This window comes from Ochrobactrum teleogrylli (genome assembly GCF_006376685.1).
GTDB lineage: Bacteria > Pseudomonadota > Alphaproteobacteria > Rhizobiales > Rhizobiaceae > Brucella > Brucella teleogrylli.
Genome location: NZ_VEWL01000015.1, coordinates 68,178 through 85,399, shown reverse-complemented (window position 1 = coordinate 85,399; position 17,222 = coordinate 68,178). Strand labels below are relative to the sequence as shown.

The window sequence follows — 17,222 nt, the reverse complement described above, 5'->3', positions numbered from 1 at the left end:
CGCGAGAGCCAAGCTAATGGGCGCCTACATCCTCCGCCGCTTGATCTTAATGATCCCGACCATCTTCGGCATCATGGCTATTTCCTTCGCCGTTGTTCAATTCGCTCCCGGCGGTCCGGTCGAGCGCGTGATCGCGCAGCTTTCCGGTCAGGGCGGCGACGCGCTGGACCGCCTTTCCGGTGGGGGCAGCGATTTTGGCCAGAGCGCGGTCGATAGCGGCTCGGTCAATTCGAAATATCGCGGTGCACAGGGGCTCGACCCCCAATTCATTGCCGATCTTGAAAAGCAGTTTGGCTTCGACAAGCCGCCACTGGAACGTTTCGGTCAGATGCTATGGAATTATCTGCGTTTTGATTTTGGGCGCAGCTATTTCCGCGACATCAGCGTCATCGATCTGATCAAGGAAAAGATGCCGGTTTCAATCTCGCTCGGCCTGTGGCTGACGTTTCTGTCCTACATGATCTCGATCCCGCTTGGCATTCGCAAGGCAATCAAGGAAGGCACGCGCTTCGATACATGGACCAGCGCGGTCATCATTGTCGGCTATGCTATTCCAAGCTTCCTGTTCGCCATCCTGCTGATCGTGCTGTTTGCGGGCGGTTCCTTCTTCGACTGGTTCCCGCTGCGCGGCCTCACCTCGCCCGACTTCGCGCAAATGTCGTTCTGGGGCAAGATCGGCGACTATCTCTGGCACATGGTTCTGCCGGTCACGGCGCTGGTGCTTTCCGCCTTCGCCACCACAACACTTCTGACGAAAAACTCGTTTCTCGAGGAAATCCGAAAGCAATATGTGACGACGGCGCGCGCCAAGGGCCTTACCGAAAATCAGGTGCTTTATCGCCATGTCTTCCGCAACGCCATGCTGATCGTCATTGCCGGTTTTCCGGGCGCTTTCATCTCGGCTTTCTTCACCGGCTCGCTTTTGATTGAAACCATCTTCTCGCTCGACGGTCTTGGCCTGCTCGGCTACCAGTCGGTCATCAACCGTGATTATCCGGTTGTATTCGCCAATCTCTTCATCTTCTCGCTGATCGGCCTGCTTGTCGGGCTCCTGTCCGATCTGACCTATACGTGGATCGATCCGCGCATCGATTTCGACCGGAGGGACGTGTGATGACGGATGCTGCCCTCACCCCCACCGTCAAGCCCGTAAAGCGTCCATGGCTGTCGCCGCTGAACCGTCGTCGCTGGCAGAATTTCAAGGCCAACAAGCGCGGTTACTGGTCGCTGTGGGTTTTCCTGTTCCTGCTCATTGCCGCCCTTTGCTCGGAATTCATCGCCAATGATCGCCCCATTCTCGTTTCCTACAAGGGCGAGTTGCTGGCGCCGGTTTTTGTCGATTATCCGGAAGAGAAATTTGGCGGCTTCTATGCGGTGACCGACTATCGCGATCCGGTGATCCAGGAAGAAATCGCCAATAATGGCTGGGCGATCTGGCCGCCCATTCGCTATTCCTACAACACCGTGAATAATGAAATCCCGGAAGCGGCGCCGTCCAAGCCTTTCTGGCTCTATTCCGCCGAGGAACGCTGCCAGCGCTATCCGCAAGGTGTGAGCGATCCCAATTGCCGTTTCGGCAATTTCAACCTGCTTGGCACCGACGATCAGGCGCGAGACGTCTTTGCGCGCGCGCTTTATGGCTTCCGCATTTCGGTGCTGTTCGGCCTGATCCTCACCTTCTTCTCGGCCATCATCGGCGTGACGGCAGGCGCGGTTCAGGGCTATTTCGGCGGTTGGGTCGATCTGATCTTCCAGCGCATCATCGAAATCTGGTCGTCTATCCCCGTGCTTTATCTGTTGCTGATCATAGCGGCGATCCTGCCCCCTGGCTTCTGGGTACTGCTTGGCATCATGCTGCTGTTCTCATGGGTGGCGTTCGTCGGCGTGGTGCGCGCTGAATTCCTGCGCGCCCGAAATTTTGAATATGTGAACGCGGCGCGCGCGCTCGGCGTGAAGAACGGCACCATCATGTGGCGGCATCTTCTGCCCAATGCCATGGTGGCGACGCTGACCTTCCTGCCCTTCATCCTCAACGGCTCGATCACCACGCTGACCTCGCTCGACTTCCTCGGCTTCGGCCTGCCACCCGGCTCGGCCTCGCTCGGCGAACTTCTGGCGCAGGGCAAGAATAATCTTCAGGCGCCGTGGCTCGGCATTACCGGCTTCGTGGTCATCTCGGTCATGCTGTCGCTGCTGATCTTCATCGGCGAGGCGACCCGCGACGCATTCGATCCGCGAAAGGCATTTCAATGAGCGGATCCATGAACAAAACCCTGCTGTCCGTCCGCGACTTGTCGGTGGCATTCCGCCAGAATGGTGAAGAGCGCATTTCCGTAGACCGTGTGTCCTTCGACATTGCCGAAGGCGAGACCGTGGCACTGGTCGGTGAATCCGGCTCCGGCAAATCCGTTTCCGCGCTTTCCGTGCTGAAACTCCTGCCCTATCCGGCGGCCAGCCACCCTTCCGGTGAAATCCTTTTCAACGGCAAGGATTTGATGCAGGCCTCCGAGCCGGAATTGCGACGCGTGCGCGGCAACGACATTGCCATGATCTTTCAGGAGCCGATGACCTCGCTCAATCCACTGCACAGCGTCGAGCGACAGGTGGGCGAAATCCTGCGTGTGCATCAGGGCATGGGCGACGCTCAGGCGCGGGCGCGCACGCTGGAGCTTCTGAACGAGGTTGGCATTCGTGAACCGGAGAAGCGCCTGTCGGCCTTCCCGCATCAGCTTTCGGGCGGACAACGCCAGCGCGTGATGATCGCCATGGCGCTGGCCAACAAGCCGAAACTGCTGATTGCCGATGAACCCACCACCGCGCTTGATGTGACGGTGCAGGCGCAGATTTTGAAGCTGCTGGCCGAGCTCAAGGCCGCGCAGGGCATGTCGATGCTGTTCATCACCCACGATCTCGGCATCGTGCGCAAGATCGCCGACAAGGTCTGCGTGATGAGCAAAGGCAAGATCGTCGAGGCTGGACCGACAACGGAAATTTTCGACAATCCACAGCACCCCTATACAAAACATCTGCTTGCCGCCGAACCAAAGGGCGAGCCGCCCGCTGCCGATCCGGCAGCGAAAACGGTGATGGAAGGCAAGGGTATCCGCGTCTGGTTCCCGATCAAAAAGGGGTTCATGCGCAAGACCGTCGACCATGTGAAGGCAGTGGACGGTATCGATGTCAATCTGCGTGCCGGTCAGACACTCGGCGTCGTCGGCGAATCGGGCTCTGGCAAGACCACGCTTGGCCTTGCCCTTTCGCGCATGATTTCATCAAAAGGCGATATCCACTTTGAAGGGTGCGATATCGCGAAATTCAGCTTCAAGGACATGCGTCCGCTGCGTCGTGAAATGCAGATCGTGTTTCAGGACCCGTTCGGCTCGCTCTCACCGCGCATGACCATTGCGGACATCATCGCCGAAGGTCTGCTGGTGCATGAGCCGAAACTCTCGGCAGACGACCGCGATGCGCGTGTCGTCTCGGCGCTTCAGGAAGTGAACCTCGATCCCGAAACCCGCTTCCGCTATCCGCATGAATTTTCCGGCGGCCAGCGCCAGCGCATCGCCATTGCGCGCGCCATGGTGCTGAACCCGCGGTTCGTGATGCTGGATGAGCCGACCTCGGCGCTCGACATGAGCGTGCAGGCGCAAGTGGTCGATCTTTTGCGTGGATTGCAGAAGAAGCATGATCTCGCCTATCTTTTCATAAGCCACGATCTCAAAGTGGTGCGGGCACTGGCCAATGATGTGCTGGTGATGCGCAACGGCAAGGCGGTTGAATATGGTACGGCGAAGGACGTCTTCGCCAATCCGAAGACCGACTATACCAAGGCGTTGATGGCGGCAGCCTTCCATATGGAGGCGCTCTAGTGGAGTGAATTTGACATTTGGACACCGCCCGACCGATACGCAGGTTCAAATGTCAAATTCAAAACTCCACTAGATACAGAATTGATAAGTGGTCCTTTGATTCCGACATTTGCTCGGAGCTAAAGGCAATTGAAGGCAAATGTCGGAATCGGACCACTTGGGGAGGAGTGAGGCAATGACCACGAACAACGACAAAGGCAATATTCTTCTGGCGATCACCGATTGGGATCCGGAAATCTGGCTGAAGACATTCAAGGACAATGCGCCGGATCGCCCCGTGGTGACCGAGCGCGCCGAGACCGATCCTTCCGTCAAATACGCGCTCGTATGGAAGCAGAAGCCCGGCTCGCTCGCCAATCTGCCCAATCTGAAAGTCATCTTCTCGCTTGGCGCTGGCGTGGACCATGTGTTCCGCGATGACCGCATTCCCGATGTGCCGCTGGTGCGCATCATCTCCGACGATCTGACCATGCGCATGACCGAATATGTGGTCTGGCAGGTGCTGGATCATCACCGTCTGGGCTCGCGCTATCGCAAGCAGCAGCAGAACCACGTCTGGCACGAAGATCGCCGCCAGCCTGCCGCCCATGAGGTGACGGTTGGCATTATGGGGCTTGGCGTGCTGGGTCGCGATGCGGCTGAAAAGCTGACCGCGCTCGGTTTTAACGTGACCGGATGGAGCCGCCGCCCTCAGGAAATCAAGGGCGTCAAAACCTATCACGGTCGCGACGGCTTTGGCGCTTTCCTCAAGACCGCCGATATTTTCGTCTGCCTGCTGCCGCTGACGCCGGACACCAAGGGCATTTTGTCCATGTCGATGTTCGCCCAGTTGAAAAGCGACGGGCCGTTCGGCGCGCCGGTATTGATCAATGCCGGCCGTGGCGGCTTGCAGAACGAGGCTGATATTCTGGCGGCGCTCGACCGTGGGCTGCTTTCGGCAGCAACGCTCGATGTGTTCAATCAGGAACCGCTGCCGGCCACCAGCGCGCTCTGGGATCATCCGCGCGTGACGATCACCCCGCACGCCGCCGCAAGCTCGTCAGCGACCGCGCTGGTGCCGCAGATCATCCGGCAGATCGAAGCTTTCGAGCGCAATGGCACGCTGGAGCATATCGTCGACCGCAACACGCAGTATTGATGTTGATATTCGGCTTGATCGGCAGCCACCGGCTGCCGGTCATTTTGCGCAATCTCCTGGCAACGGTACTCGAAAACGGGCACCGTTGCCTTTTCAATTTCTGCTGTTTCGCTCTCAGCTGGCCCATTCGCCGCGACGCATCACCGGCTCGCGGCTACCATCGGCCTTGATGCCATCAACGTCGATTTCACCGGAACCGATCATCCAGTCGATGTGGATGAGGCTGGAATTGCCGCCCTGCGCCTTGATCTGTTCCGGCGTCAGCTTGGCGCCGTCGATGAAGCACTTGGAATAGCACTGGCCGAGCGCGATATGGCTTGCAGCATTTTCATCGAACAGCGTGTTGTAGAACAAGAGACCGCTTTGCGAGATCGGCGACGAATGCGGCACCAGCGCCACTTCGCCGAGCCTGCGCGCGCCTTCGTCCGTGTCGAGTACCTTCGACAGCACTTCCTCACCACGGCTCGCCTTGGCTTCGACAATCCGGCCCGCTTCGAAACGCACGGCGATATTCTCGATCAGTGTGCCCTGATGCGAAAGCGGCTTGGTGCTGGCGACATAACCATCGACGCGCAAGGCGTGCGGTGTGGTGAAAACCTCTTCCGTTGGAATATTCGGATTGCAGGTAATGCCGTTTTTCGCCGTTGATGCGCCGCCGTGCCACTCGTGGCCGTCGGCAAGCCCGACCGTCAGGTCCGTGCCCGGGCCCTTGAAGTTCAGAGCGCTATAAGCCTTGCCGTTCAGGAAACGGGTGCGGGTGCGAAGCGCTGCATTATGCGCGGCCCATGCGCCGATCGGATCTTCGACATCCACGCGTGAAGCGGCAAAAATGGCTTCGGCCAGCTTGCGGGTCGCAACCTCTTCCGGCTCATTCGGGAACATCAGCTTCGCCCATGCCACATTTGGATAGGAAACGATGTTCCAGTTGATATCGAAGCCCGCGATCTTTTCCAGCGCAGGCTGATAGGCCTTGGAATTTGCGCGATTGGCACGCGAAACCTTGGCGGCGTCCTGGCTGGACAGGAGCATCGGGTTGTCGGCAGCAATCGCAAGACGCGCCGCACCTTCCGAATAGGCCTTGGCCATACCCTGATAGAGCCAGTCCGCGGCGCGGTCGAAGCTTGCATCGGGCGCGTTTTCATAGCGGGCCAGCGCAATCTGATCATCGGCGAAGAACGGCGTCACCAGACCTGCGCCAGCCTTATAGGCGTGTTTGGCAATCAGCCGCACCAGCGGCAGGGCGACAACCGGCGCCGTGATGATCAGATCCTGTCCCTCGCGCAATTGCAGGCCGACGCGCACGGCGACTTCCGCCAGACGTTCGAGCTTTACCGGATCGATGACAGGATTTTGCATATCGTGAGCCATGAGCTGCGGGACCTCTTTTGATGCGAAGACGCGTCCCTTTAAAAAAAGAGCGCGGTTTGGAATCAGTTCTATACTCTCGTTATCAGTTTACCAAACGGCATAATTTCACCACTCTTTTTCATGCACCTGCGCTATTATTGAAGCAGCGGGCAGTTACACAGGACGAATGACGATGAACCGGAAACTACTTGTTTTGTTGGGGCTCGCAGGCCTGCTGGCTGGTTGTGTCACCATGACACCGGAAGAGCGCCGCGCCGCCGACGAACAGACATGTCTCGGCTATGGCTTCAAGCCACGGACCGACGCATTTGCCAACTGTCTGCAGCGGCTCGATCTCGACCGCCGGGCGGATCGCCGCGCCTGGGAAAACCGCGTCGATTTCTACGATCAGCCCATCATGCTCTATCAGCCGATCTATCGTCCGGTCGTGGTTCGTCCCCGCTAATAGCGATGGAATGCAGAGCTCAAATGAAAAATGCGGGCCAATCGGAAAGATTAGCCCGCACCAAATCTGTTCAACTCAACTTATAGAGGCGTTTCCGGACGGTCCTGCGAGAGAAGCAATGCGCCGATTGCATCGACCTGCTTCTGGTCTGCCGCCGCATAGCCAAGCGATTGCGGCTGGCTTGCCGGTGCCGACGTATCGAATTGCGGCTGATAGGATGCGACCTGCTGAATTTGCGGCTGCGCCGTCGCTACACCGTTCTGATGCGCAAGGCGATTGCCCCGCGCCTGCGGTCCAAGGCCGCTGCCACGCACAGAGGTTTCCATCTTGGACGCATCCGCCAGCGCGACCTGTACGGTTGGCGCTGCTGCCGGAACCGGCCCGGCCTGCGGCAAGGTCACGTCATAGGACGGGTCTTGCGGCAGCGAAGGCGATTGCGGCGAATAGGCGAGCGCGAGGTTATACGGTTCCTGCGGGACCGGGTTCTGCAACGAGCCGTCGCGATTGCGTTTTTCGTAGAAGGAATTACCGCCGGCAACCAGCACATAGTGCATGTTGTTGTAGGGGAACTTCAGGCCTGCCGTATGGAAGAACATCGCGTTCTTCAGTTTCGGATGGCGCTGGCCTTTCAGCACGGCGTCGGCTGCGGCCTGAACATCAGGCAGCTTGCTGGATTCCATCTTGCGGGTGAGAACGCCGGGTGCGAACTGGTTCTTCTGGCCGACGACGCCGCAAATCGTATCCGGATAACGGCCCGATGCGAGGCGGTTCATCACAACCGTGCCGACAGCCATCAGACCATCGGAACTGGAGCGGTTCGATTCGAAGAACATGGCGCGCTCGAGACACTCCTTGTCCCTTGCCGTATAGGTATAGGTCTTCACACCGTTGACCGACTTGACGTGACTTACGGCCGCCGTCTTCTCGGTCTTGGCTGTGGTGCCGGTCGTCGTGCAGCCCGTCACTACGAAGGGCGCTACGAGCAGTCCTGCCAATACAGGCAGCTTCCAATTACCAGCGCGCGTCAACGGCTCAGTCTCATATTCAGGACCCTTAACTGAAGCAGTCGATCCGAAGGCCAAAAATGACCAATACGGGTCTAGCTGCGGTGCAAGTCAAAGCAGGCGAAGATCAAAAATCAAACAACCTGCCGTCGCTCGTCTTCTTCAAGGTTTTGGAATTTTTAGGCCAAAAAAAGGCAATGGGTCAAATTCCGAAATTGCTGAAACCATCGAAATGGTCGCAAATGAAACCCGAATCACGAGCGCAATTGTCCACACAAACCATTCAAAACTATTAATATTTTCTTAATGAACCTACGGAAAAGAGATAAACCTTTGATTTGATGGAAATGATATTTCCTCAATACAGGTCACAACCCTGCCTTAATTCGCAACTGCTGTAAAATTTTGATATATCTTGCTTCATCAGATTGGGAAAATCTGCAGCGTAACTGTTTTAGAAAGTCCTGCGCCGGTTCCTTCAACTTTGATACAAGAAGCGTAACATTCCGTGAGATTAGCGATTTTCAGCCTTTTCAGCGTCTCGCCGGACCGAATCGGCTGGCAAGGATAACAGGCCGCAAGAGCGCTTCAGAAAGTGATCGAGCCCGCCTTTCGATGAGGAAAGACGGGCTCGAAAAGAAGTTTTTTATCGACGCACGATCAGCCGAAAGAATATCCCGCGCCGCGTACCGTGCGGATCGGATCGAGCGCACGACCGAGATTGATAGCCTTACGCAGGCGTCCGACATGGACGTCCACGGTGCGATCATCGACATAGATATCCGGTCCCCAGACACCGTCGAGAAGCTGACTGCGCGAGAAAACGCGGCCCGGCGACATCATGAAATATTCGAGCAAACGGAACTCCGTCGGTCCAAGACGGACTTCCTTTTCCTTGCGGTAAACGCGGTGCTGCTGACGGTCGAGCACCAGATCGCCTACTTTCAGAACATGCGACAGCAGGCTTGGATTGGCACGGCGCAGCATCGCCTTGACGCGGGCCAGGAGTTCCGGCGTCGAGAAGGGCTTCACGACATAGTCGTCGGCCCCGACGCTTAAACCCCGAACGCGTTCGCTTTCCTCGCCGCGCGCGGTCAGCATGATGACCGGCAGGCGTTCCGTCTCCGGCCATTGGCGCAGACGGCGGCACAGTTCGATGCCCGATACGCCGGGAAGCATCCAATCGAGGATGAGGAGATCAGGGACGTTCTCGCGCAGCGCGATTTCAGCCTCGTCGCCGCGCAGCATCGTGTCCACCTGATAGCCTTCGGCCTCAAGATTGTAGCGCAGCAGAACGCTCAGCGCTTCTTCGTCTTCCACCACAGCGATTTTGGGTACCTGTGACATCCATTATTCCCTATCTTAAACCGGCGAGCGGAAGATACACGTCCCCCCATCGACCGCGTGCCGCCGCGCTATTCACACATTCTCCACCGCATTTGGGAGCAATCCGGCCATCTGCCCTGATCGCTTCAAATGCAGCGCTTACTCAGGGCTTGCGTGCCTCATCCACGACGATGCCGTGGCTCAGGTCTTCCTTCGGTCGTTCGGCAGGCATCTGCAGGCCGGTCACGATGTAATAAACGGTTTCCGCGATGTTGGTCGCATGGTCGCCGATGCGCTCGATATTCTTGGCGCAGAACAGAAGATGCGTGCAGGCGGAAATATTGCGCGGATCTTCCATCATATAGGTGAGCAGCTCGCGGAACAGCGAGGTGTACATGGCGTCGATCTCGTCGTCGCGATCACGCACGACATTGATCTGCTGTACCGAGCGCGACGAATAGGCGTCGAGCACGTCTTTCAGCTGGGTCAGCGCCAGTTCGGCGAGCGTTTCCAGACCGCGATAGAGCTTGACCGGCTGGCGGGATTCCGAAACGGCGGCAACGCGCTTGGCAATGTTCTTGCCCAGATCGCCAACGCGCTCCAGATCGGCGGAAATGCGAATCGAACCGATGATTTCGCGCAGGTCCACCGCCATCGGCTGGCGCTTGGCGATGATCATCACGGCCTTGTCGTCGATTTCGCGCTCGCTGGCATCCAGGATCAGGTCGTCGGAAATGACGCGCTGCGCAAGAGCGTTGTCGGCATTGACGATCGCTGCGACCGACTGTTCGACCATACGTTCCGCATGTCCGCCCATTTCGGCGATCTTGTGGGTGAGAAACTTCAGTTCCTCATCGTAGGAACGAACGGTATGCTGAGACGGCATGGTAGACCTCGTAATATAAATTGCGGGGAAGCCGCACTTCTGTTTGTTCTGACGCAATCCGCGCGCAAGGGTTGCTTTCCCCTGCCCCCGGTTTGTTAGCCGAAGCGTCCGGTGATGTAATCCTGCGTGCGCTTTTCCGTCGGCGCAGTGAACATCGTTTCCGTGTCGCCCACTTCGACCAGATTGCCGAGATGGAACATGGCGGTGCGCTGCGAAACGCGGGCCGCCTGCTGCATCGAGTGCGTGACGATAACGATGGTGTAGTTCTGGCGCAGTTCGTCGATCAGCTCTTCCACCTTGGCGGTGGCAATCGGATCAAGCGCCGAGCAGGGTTCGTCCATCAGGATGACTTCCGGGCTAACCGCAATCGCACGTGCAATGCACAGGCGCTGCTGCTGGCCGCCGGAAAGGCCCGTGCCCGCATCGTGCAGGCGATCCTTCACTTCCTCGAACAGGCTGGCCTTCTGCAGGCTGGTCACGACGATTTCCTCCAGATCGGCCTTCGTGCGGGCCAGACCGTGAATGCGCGGGCCGTAGGCGACGTTCTCGTAGATCGACTTCGGGAACGGGTTCGGCTTCTGGAACACCATGCCGACACGGGCGCGCAGTTCCACCACGTCGATCTTCGGATCGTAGATATCCTCATTGTCGAGCGTGATCTTGCCAGCGATGCGGCAACCTTCAATCGTGTCGTTCATGCGGTTGAGCGAACGAAGGAAGGTGGACTTGCCGCAGCCGGAAGGACCGATCAGCGCCGTCACCATCTTTTCCGGAACATCCAGATTGACGTCGAAAAGGGCCTGCTTCTCACCATAGAATACGCAAACCTTGTCGCCGCGCATCTTTACGGAACTGGCGTTGGCGTTCATCTTTTCTCCTACGGCTTTCTCGAGAGTTCGTTCAGTCATCAAATTCATAGCTTCGACTCCCGTTTACCAGCGGCGCTCGAACCGGCGGCGCAGAATGATTGCTGCAATGTTCATCACGGCCAGGAACAGAAGCAAGACGATGATAGCGCCGGACGTGCGTTCCACAAAGGCGCGTTCTGCTTCATTGGCCCACATATAGATCTGGACAGGCAAGGCGGTCGCCGGGTCCATCGGCGTGGACGGAACATCCGCCACGAAAGCCACCATGCCGATCAGCAGAAGCGGCGCGGTTTCGCCCAGCGCATGGGCAAGCCCGATGATCGTGCCCGTCAGAATGCCGGGTGCGGCAAGCGGCAGCACGTGATGAAACACCATCTGCGTCTTGGAAGCACCGAGACCGAGCGCTGCTGCGCGGATCGACGGCGGCACGGCGCGCAGGGCGGCACGCGTTGCGATAATGATCGTCGGCAGCGTCATCAGCGTCAGCACCAGACCGCCGACCAGCGAGGCTGAGCGCGGCAGGTTGAAGAAGTTGACGAAGACCGCAAGCCCCAGCAGACCGAACACGATGGACGGTACGGCTGCGAGGTTGTTGATGTTCACCTCGATCATATCCGTCCAGCGGTTCTTCTTGGCGAACTCTTCCAGATAGATCGAAGCGGCGACTCCGATAGGCAGAGCCAGACCCAGCACGATCAGCATCATGTAGAGCGAACCGACCAGCGCCACGCCGAGCCCCGACGTTTCCGGGCGGCTCGATGCGCCATAAGTGAAGAGACCGGTGTTGAATGCCTCCTTCATGACGCCTTCTTCCGAAAGCGTCTTCATCCAGTCAACCTGACGGTCCGATACCTTGCGGCTCGTTTCAGGGACGGTCAGATCGATCTGCCCCTTGAAGGCGGAATCGATATCCGCACCGGCCAGAACCGGAACAGTTTGTGTCGTGCCGATGATGGCGGGATTGTCCATCACCATCTGGCGCAGCTGAACGCGCACGCCGTCGGAATAGAAGCGGCCAAGATCGCGCATGGCCGGGCGGTCGGTGGTTGCGACGCCGAGCTTTTCAGCCAGCGCATTGCGCACCAGAAGCGGATAGTTCGCGGCGATCAGCACGTTCGGATCGGTCGCCCGCTTGTTGCCCGGATCAATCACCTGCGCGTCGATCTGGACCGGAAGGTAGAGCGTCGTCTGCCAGAAGGCGGTGTAGCCCTTGGAGAAAACCGAGAACAGCAGCGCGCAGAGGAAGAACACGCCAATGGCGATTGCTGCGATGCCATAGAGGCGGAAGCGGCGTTCGGCAGCGTAGCGGCGTTTCAGTCCGATATCGCGGCGGGCGGGTTGTGCAGTCGCCGTACCGCTTGCGTTGAAGGTCGTATCGGTCATTATTCGTACTGCTCCCGGTACTTGCGCACGATATGCAGCGCAAAGATGTTCATGATCAGCGTCAGGACGAAAAGCGTGATGCCAAGTGCAAAGGCAACCAGCGTCTGCGGCGAGTTGAACTCAAGGTCGCCGGTCAGCTGATTGACGATTTTCACCGTGATGGTGGTCATCGCGTCGAATGGGTTGATGTTGATACGCGCCGCAACGCCTGCCGCCAGAACCACGATCATGGTTTCGCCGATGGCGCGTGAAGCGGTCATCAAAAGTGCGCCGACAATGCCCGGCAGAGCCGCTGGCAGGACAACGCGCTTGACGGTTTCGGAGCGGGTGGCGCCAAGACCGAGCGAGCCGTCGCGCAGCGTGCGCGGCACGGCGGTGATGATGTCGTCGGAGAGCGACGACACGAATGGGATGAGCATCACGCCCATGACAAGACCAGCGGTCAAAACGCTCTGCGCCATGATGAAGCCCTGACCGCCCGCAATCGCGGCGGAAAGATCACGCAGGAACGGGCCGACCGTCACAAGGGCGAAGAAGCCGTAGACGATACTGGGAATACCGGCGAGCAGTTCAAGCACCGGCTTGACCACCGTGCGCACGCGCGGCGAGGCATATTCGGCCATGTAGATGGCGGCGAACAGACCGACCGGAACCGCGAACAGCATAGCGACCAGCGCGATATAGAGCGTACCGGCCAGAAGCGGGATCAGGCCGAACTGGCCCGTCTCACCGCCGGAACCGGCAGCAGCAAAGCGGGGATCCCAGACCGTACCGAAGAAGAAATTCCACGGCGAAACCGACTGAAAGAAGCTGATCGTCTGAAACAGCATCGAACAGATGATGCCGACAGTGGTCAGAATGGCGATGCCCGACGCGGCGATCAGCCCCCACAGCACGATGCGCTCGACATTGTTGCGGGCGCGCATGCGGCGGTTGATCGTGGAAAGACCGAAAATCAGACCGGCAACCGCAATGACCAGCGCCACGGCAGCGCCGATCGTGTGCGTGAGGTCCGTCGCCTTCTTCAGATAGAGGGCGATCGGCACCATATAGTCCTGCCCCTCGGTTGCGAGAGCCACGCCCTTGTTGCCGAGAACCGAGCGCGCATCCTGATAGTTGGTCGGGAAGCTTTCCAGCTCAGCCGGTGTCAGGCGCTCAAGCCCGTTGGCGAGGCCGCGCACCATTCCGAGCTGAAGGCTGCGATTGGTGTAAGAACCATCCTCGACGGCATCGGGTAGTCGTGCGGTGGCGCTGTGATCGAGATAGACGGACGATCCGACAGCCCAGACGGCAAGAAACAGCACTGCAGGCAATGCAGAAACGAGGAAAACCCACCAGCCATGATAATGCGGGCGGGAATGCATTTTCTCGGCCGTCGATCCTTGCCCCGAACCTTGGGGCGCGACAGGCTGCGCTTTGTCCAGTGCAACGGCGCGCTGACGGCCAATAAAGAAGCCGACCAACCCGATTGCAATGACGCTGACGAGAACCAGAAAGAAGGACATTCAATTTCCCCGGTTGCCCTGAAAAATGCGAAACGACATAGACGTGTCCCCAATGACCAGACTGTCAGTTCCGCGCGATTGCGCCTCTCATATTAGAATGGCGCGAAAGGAGAAGAACGCGGGGAGGTTTCATCCCCGCGTTCCACAGATTTAGACTTACTTTGCAGCCAGCGTCTTGCCTTCGGTGAAGGCGGCGCGCTGTGCTTCGCGTTCTGCATCCGGAGCCGGAACCAGACCATATTCAGCGAGCGGGCCGTCAGGACCGATCATCTGGTCGTTCAGGAAGAAATCGACATATTCCTTGAGGCCCGGCACGACGCCGAGGTGAGCCTTCTTCACGTAGAAGAACAGCGGGCGCGAAACCGGATATTCACCCGAGGCGACGGTCGCAGCCGATGGCGTGATGTCGTTGACGGTCGCAACCTTCAGCTTGTCGGCATTGTTTTCGAAGAAGTAGAGGCCGAAAACGCCAACGCCGGTCTTGTTGGAGTCGATGCGCGCCAGCGTTTCAGCATAGTCGCCGTCGATGTCGACAGCCTTGCCGTCCTTACGCACTGCGATACAGGCCGAAGCGGCGGCCTTGTCGTCAAGACCGGCCTTCTTGATTTCGTCCAGAGCGCCGGAGTGCTTGCAGCCGTCGGCCAGAACCTTTTCTTCGAAAACTTCACGGGTGCCGTGCTTTTCGCCCGGGATATAGGCAGCAATGTCCCAATCCGGCAGGTTCGGGTTCACCTGGTTCCACTTGGTGTTTGGATTGTCGACCAGCTTGCCATCGACAACAACCTTGGCGGCCAGAGCCTTGTAGACGTCTTCCGGCTTCAGCTTCCAATCCGGACCCTTGGCGTCGGTTGCGAAGACGATGCCGTCATAACCGAAGCGCACTTCCTGAACGTCCTTGACGCCAGCGTCAACGCACGACTTCAGTTCCGAATCCTTCATGGCGCGCGATGCATTGGCGATGTCGATGGTGTTTTCACCGACGCCCTTGCAGAATTCCTTGATGCCGGCGCCCGAACCGCCCGATTCAACAACCGGCGTCTTGAAGTTCGGATAGGTTTCGCCGAAGGTTTCAGCGACGATCTTTGCATAAGGCAGCACGGTGGAGGAACCGGCAACCTGAATCTGATCGCGCGCCTGGGCAGCGGAAACCGACAGAACGGCGGCAATGGCCAGCGCCGCGGTCGAGGAAATCATCTTGTTCATGAGCAGCAGCTCCTGTTGTAAAAAGCCTATGACGATTAGCGTCAGTAGCCGTCTACGCGCTCTATATTACATTCATATGACAGTAATGTTACAGGTTTGTAGCAATCCACCCTCCACCAATTGTGTGGGACTTTGGATGCCATGGAAGAGCTGCTGGAACTGTTATGGGAATCAAAGCCGTAAGCTTGGCAAACGGGCTCCCGTGGCTTCGATGCCCGCCACATCGGCGTTGGCAAAGGCAAAGCGCAGAAAGGCTTCCTGTCCTTCACCGAAGAAGACACCCGGCAATGTGACAATGCCGAGCGACTTCGCAAGGCGCTCTGCAACCGTCACCGATGATAGGCCCTCGAAAGGGTGCCGCACGAAGGCGAAATAGGCCCCAACCGCTTCAACACGCCAGCCATCGACAGCCGCCATGACGGAGCGAAGTGCTGCAGCCCGGCGCGCGATTTCCTTGCGGTTCTCGTTGCGCCATGCTTCCAGCGGCGTAAGCGCGCGGGCAACGGCCACCTGCGGCGCACGTGTGGCGCAGATTTGCAGATTATCCATCACCTTGGCTATATTGGCCACCATATCGACGCCTGCAACAATGGCCCCCAGACGATGCCCCGGAATGCAGAAGGATTTCGAGAAGCTGTAGAGCTGGATCAGATGCGACGGCCAGTCGGCCTCACCGAACAACCCATGTGGCGCATCTCCAGCATTCGGCAGAAAATCGCGATAGGTTTCATCGAGGATCAGCCACGTGCCGTTGGCGCGGCACAGCGCATAGATCTGGCCGAGCAGTTCCGGCGGGTAGACCGCGCCGGTCGGGTTGTTCGGGGAAACAAGCGTCAGCGCCTTCACACCGGGATGCAGCGCCGCCCGCACATCCTCAACCATCGGCACAAAGCCATTTTCAGCACGGCAGGGAAAGGAAGCCGGCTTGATGCCAAGCATTTCCAGTGACGAACGGTGGTTGAAATAGAACGGGTCGGTCGTCAGCACCGTATCGCCGCTCCCAGCCACGCACATGATGGCCGCGATGAAAGCCTGATTGCAGCCGGATGTGACATGCACATTGCGCGCTTCAATCGAAGCGCCATAAAGCGAGCCGACATGTCCGGCATAGGCCTGACGCAGCCCAGCCTCGCCTTCAATCGGCCCGTAGCCTGCGCAGGCGAGCGAACCCGCCGCCTCGCCCAGAAAGCGCAGCATGTCGGGATGCGGCGGATAGCCCGGAACCGCCTGCGAAAGATCGATCAGCGGGCCGTGGCTGCCGTCATAATCCCGCGCCCAGGCCTGCACAGCCGGAATGGGCGGCGCGGAGAGTTGATCGATCAGCGGATTGACGGCAGGCAAATTCATCAGTGGCTCCCATAACGATGACGCCACTCTTATCGCGAAGGGATGAGGGTTTAAAGCGGTTACTCGCTGGGCCGAGAAAGCACATAGGCGGCAGAGCCCAGCATGAAGATGGTCACCGCAATCGCCAGCAGCGGACCAGGACGGGCGCCCCACCAGAAAAAACCGTAGCCGACAAGCATGCCCAGGCAGGCATAGAGCTTTGCCTTTGGTGGTATCGCGCCACGGTCACGCCACTTGACGATCAGCGGGCCGAAACGCGGGTCGGCAAGAAGCCGCGCTTCAAGTTTGGGCGAAGACCGCGCAAAGAACCAGGCCGCCAGAATGATGAAGATGGTCGTCGGCATGACTGGCAAGACGGCGCCGATGATGCCAAGCGCCAGCATGACAAAGCCCAGTACGAGATAGAGCGCCCGCTTGCCAGCGGATATCGCCGGAACGGAGGCATTCTTGTTCGTGTCGGGATGATCGTCCTGCATGTTTTCCGTTGAAATCGCACCTGTTCGCAACAGGCTTATAGCAGGATTTCTTCCATAAATTGCACTGGCTGCACGGTCAAAGAAACGTCATAAGCGCCGTTTTCCGGCCTGTGGATAAGAAAAAACCGACCTGTAAAAATTGCCACACACACGGCGAAATTGCATTTTTGCCCGGAAAACGCCGCATTTCGACAACTTTTAGAAGAGGCTTTAAAACTTGCGCTACAAATAAAAATTGTAGGATCAGGCGACAGCGGTAGAACCGCTAAAAGCAGTTTTTCTTGGATTCCACCGCATAAAACAAGGCCACACGAAGCGACGCGTCAGATTCCTAACGAATCGTAAACGCCTTTACAGCAACAGAACCGAATCCTTCAAAATATTCCTCAGTTATGTTTCGAAA

Annotated in this window: 16 protein-coding genes; 6 read left to right on the top strand and 10 right to left on the bottom strand. The window is 58.3% G+C overall.

What is annotated here, in order from left to right:
* Positions 1-16: 16 nt before the first annotated feature.
* From FIC94_RS19375 to FIC94_RS19360, 4 genes are all read left to right on the top strand, one after another.
* Positions 17-1,114, top strand: coding sequence for a microcin C ABC transporter permease YejB (locus tag FIC94_RS19375; RefSeq protein WP_140026095.1), 1,098 nt, complete (start codon positions 17-19; stop codon positions 1,112-1,114).
* Positions 1,114-2,253 (top strand): ABC transporter permease, encoded by a 1,140-nt coding sequence (locus FIC94_RS19370; protein WP_140026094.1) that lies wholly within the window; start codon positions 1,114-1,116, stop codon positions 2,251-2,253. Before FIC94_RS19375 ends, FIC94_RS19370 begins: the two co-directional genes overlap by 1 nt.
* Positions 2,254-2,261: 8 nt before the next feature.
* Complete coding sequence (locus FIC94_RS19365; protein WP_140026093.1) at positions 2,262-3,869, top strand: ABC transporter ATP-binding protein; 1,608 nt, start codon at positions 2,262-2,264, stop codon at positions 3,867-3,869.
* A 175-nt stretch (positions 3,870-4,044) separates the two neighbouring features.
* Positions 4,045-5,007 (top strand): 2-hydroxyacid dehydrogenase, encoded by a 963-nt coding sequence (locus FIC94_RS19360; RefSeq protein ID WP_140026092.1) that lies wholly within the window; start codon positions 4,045-4,047, stop codon positions 5,005-5,007.
* 114 nt (positions 5,008-5,121) lie between these two features.
* On the opposite strand, the gene FIC94_RS19355 is transcribed toward FIC94_RS19360, so the two are convergent.
* On the bottom strand, positions 5,122-6,375 hold the full coding sequence (locus FIC94_RS19355; RefSeq protein WP_109370093.1) for an aminopeptidase: 1,254 nt from the start codon (positions 6,373-6,375) through the stop codon (positions 5,122-5,124).
* A 166-nt stretch (positions 6,376-6,541) separates the two neighbouring features.
* Here FIC94_RS19355 and FIC94_RS19350 point away from each other — a divergent pair, with 166 nt between their 5' ends.
* Positions 6,542-6,820: a hypothetical protein gene (locus tag FIC94_RS19350; RefSeq protein ID WP_121536978.1), complete on the top strand. Its 279-nt coding sequence runs from the start codon at positions 6,542-6,544 to the stop codon at positions 6,818-6,820.
* Positions 6,821-6,900: 80 nt separating this feature from the next.
* On the opposite strand, the gene FIC94_RS19345 is transcribed toward FIC94_RS19350, so the two are convergent.
* The gene (locus FIC94_RS19345) at positions 6,901-7,848 is read right to left on the bottom strand and encodes a cell wall hydrolase (RefSeq protein WP_140026091.1); all 948 of its coding nucleotides are present in this window, start codon (positions 7,846-7,848) and stop codon (positions 6,901-6,903) included.
* A gap of 56 nt (positions 7,849-7,904) precedes the next feature.
* On the opposite strand from FIC94_RS19345, the gene FIC94_RS19340 reads away from it, so the two are divergent.
* Positions 7,905-8,120: a hypothetical protein gene (locus FIC94_RS19340; RefSeq protein WP_235858892.1), complete on the top strand. Its 216-nt coding sequence runs from the start codon at positions 7,905-7,907 to the stop codon at positions 8,118-8,120.
* Positions 8,121-8,484: 364 nt separating this feature from the next.
* Here the strand turns inward: FIC94_RS19340 and phoB are convergent, their stop codons facing one another.
* From phoB to FIC94_RS19300, 8 genes are all read right to left on the bottom strand, one after another.
* A complete protein-coding gene (phoB, locus tag FIC94_RS19335; RefSeq protein ID WP_078337701.1) occupies positions 8,485-9,171 on the bottom strand; it encodes a phosphate regulon transcriptional regulator PhoB in 687 nt (228 codons plus the stop codon).
* Positions 9,172-9,313: 142 nt separating this feature from the next.
* The gene (gene phoU / locus FIC94_RS19330) at positions 9,314-10,036 is read right to left on the bottom strand and encodes a phosphate signaling complex protein PhoU (protein WP_109370090.1); all 723 of its coding nucleotides are present in this window, start codon (positions 10,034-10,036) and stop codon (positions 9,314-9,316) included.
* A 95-nt stretch (positions 10,037-10,131) separates the two neighbouring features.
* Positions 10,132-10,953, bottom strand: a complete 822-nt coding sequence (pstB, locus tag FIC94_RS19325; protein ID WP_121536974.1) for a phosphate ABC transporter ATP-binding protein PstB — start codon at positions 10,951-10,953, stop codon at positions 10,132-10,134.
* A gap of 15 nt (positions 10,954-10,968) precedes the next feature.
* Positions 10,969-12,288 (bottom strand): phosphate ABC transporter permease PstA, encoded by a 1,320-nt coding sequence (gene pstA, locus FIC94_RS19320; protein WP_140026090.1) that lies wholly within the window; start codon positions 12,286-12,288, stop codon positions 10,969-10,971.
* The gene (gene pstC, locus FIC94_RS19315) at positions 12,288-13,793 is read right to left on the bottom strand and encodes a phosphate ABC transporter permease subunit PstC (RefSeq protein WP_109370087.1); all 1,506 of its coding nucleotides are present in this window, start codon (positions 13,791-13,793) and stop codon (positions 12,288-12,290) included. The genes pstA and pstC overlap by 1 nt, the downstream gene beginning before the upstream one ends.
* Positions 13,794-13,949: 156 nt before the next feature.
* Entirely contained in the window at positions 13,950-14,996 is a 1,047-nt protein-coding gene (locus FIC94_RS19310) for a PstS family phosphate ABC transporter substrate-binding protein (RefSeq protein ID WP_140026089.1), read from the bottom strand.
* A 171-nt stretch (positions 14,997-15,167) separates the two neighbouring features.
* The gene (locus FIC94_RS19305) at positions 15,168-16,337 is read right to left on the bottom strand and encodes an aminotransferase (RefSeq protein WP_180918065.1); all 1,170 of its coding nucleotides are present in this window, start codon (positions 16,335-16,337) and stop codon (positions 15,168-15,170) included.
* Between the two features lie 65 nt (positions 16,338-16,402).
* A complete protein-coding gene (locus tag FIC94_RS19300) occupies positions 16,403-16,819 on the bottom strand; it encodes a YbaN family protein (protein ID WP_140026087.1) in 417 nt (138 codons plus the stop codon).
* Between the last annotated feature and the right edge of the window lie 403 nt (positions 16,820-17,222).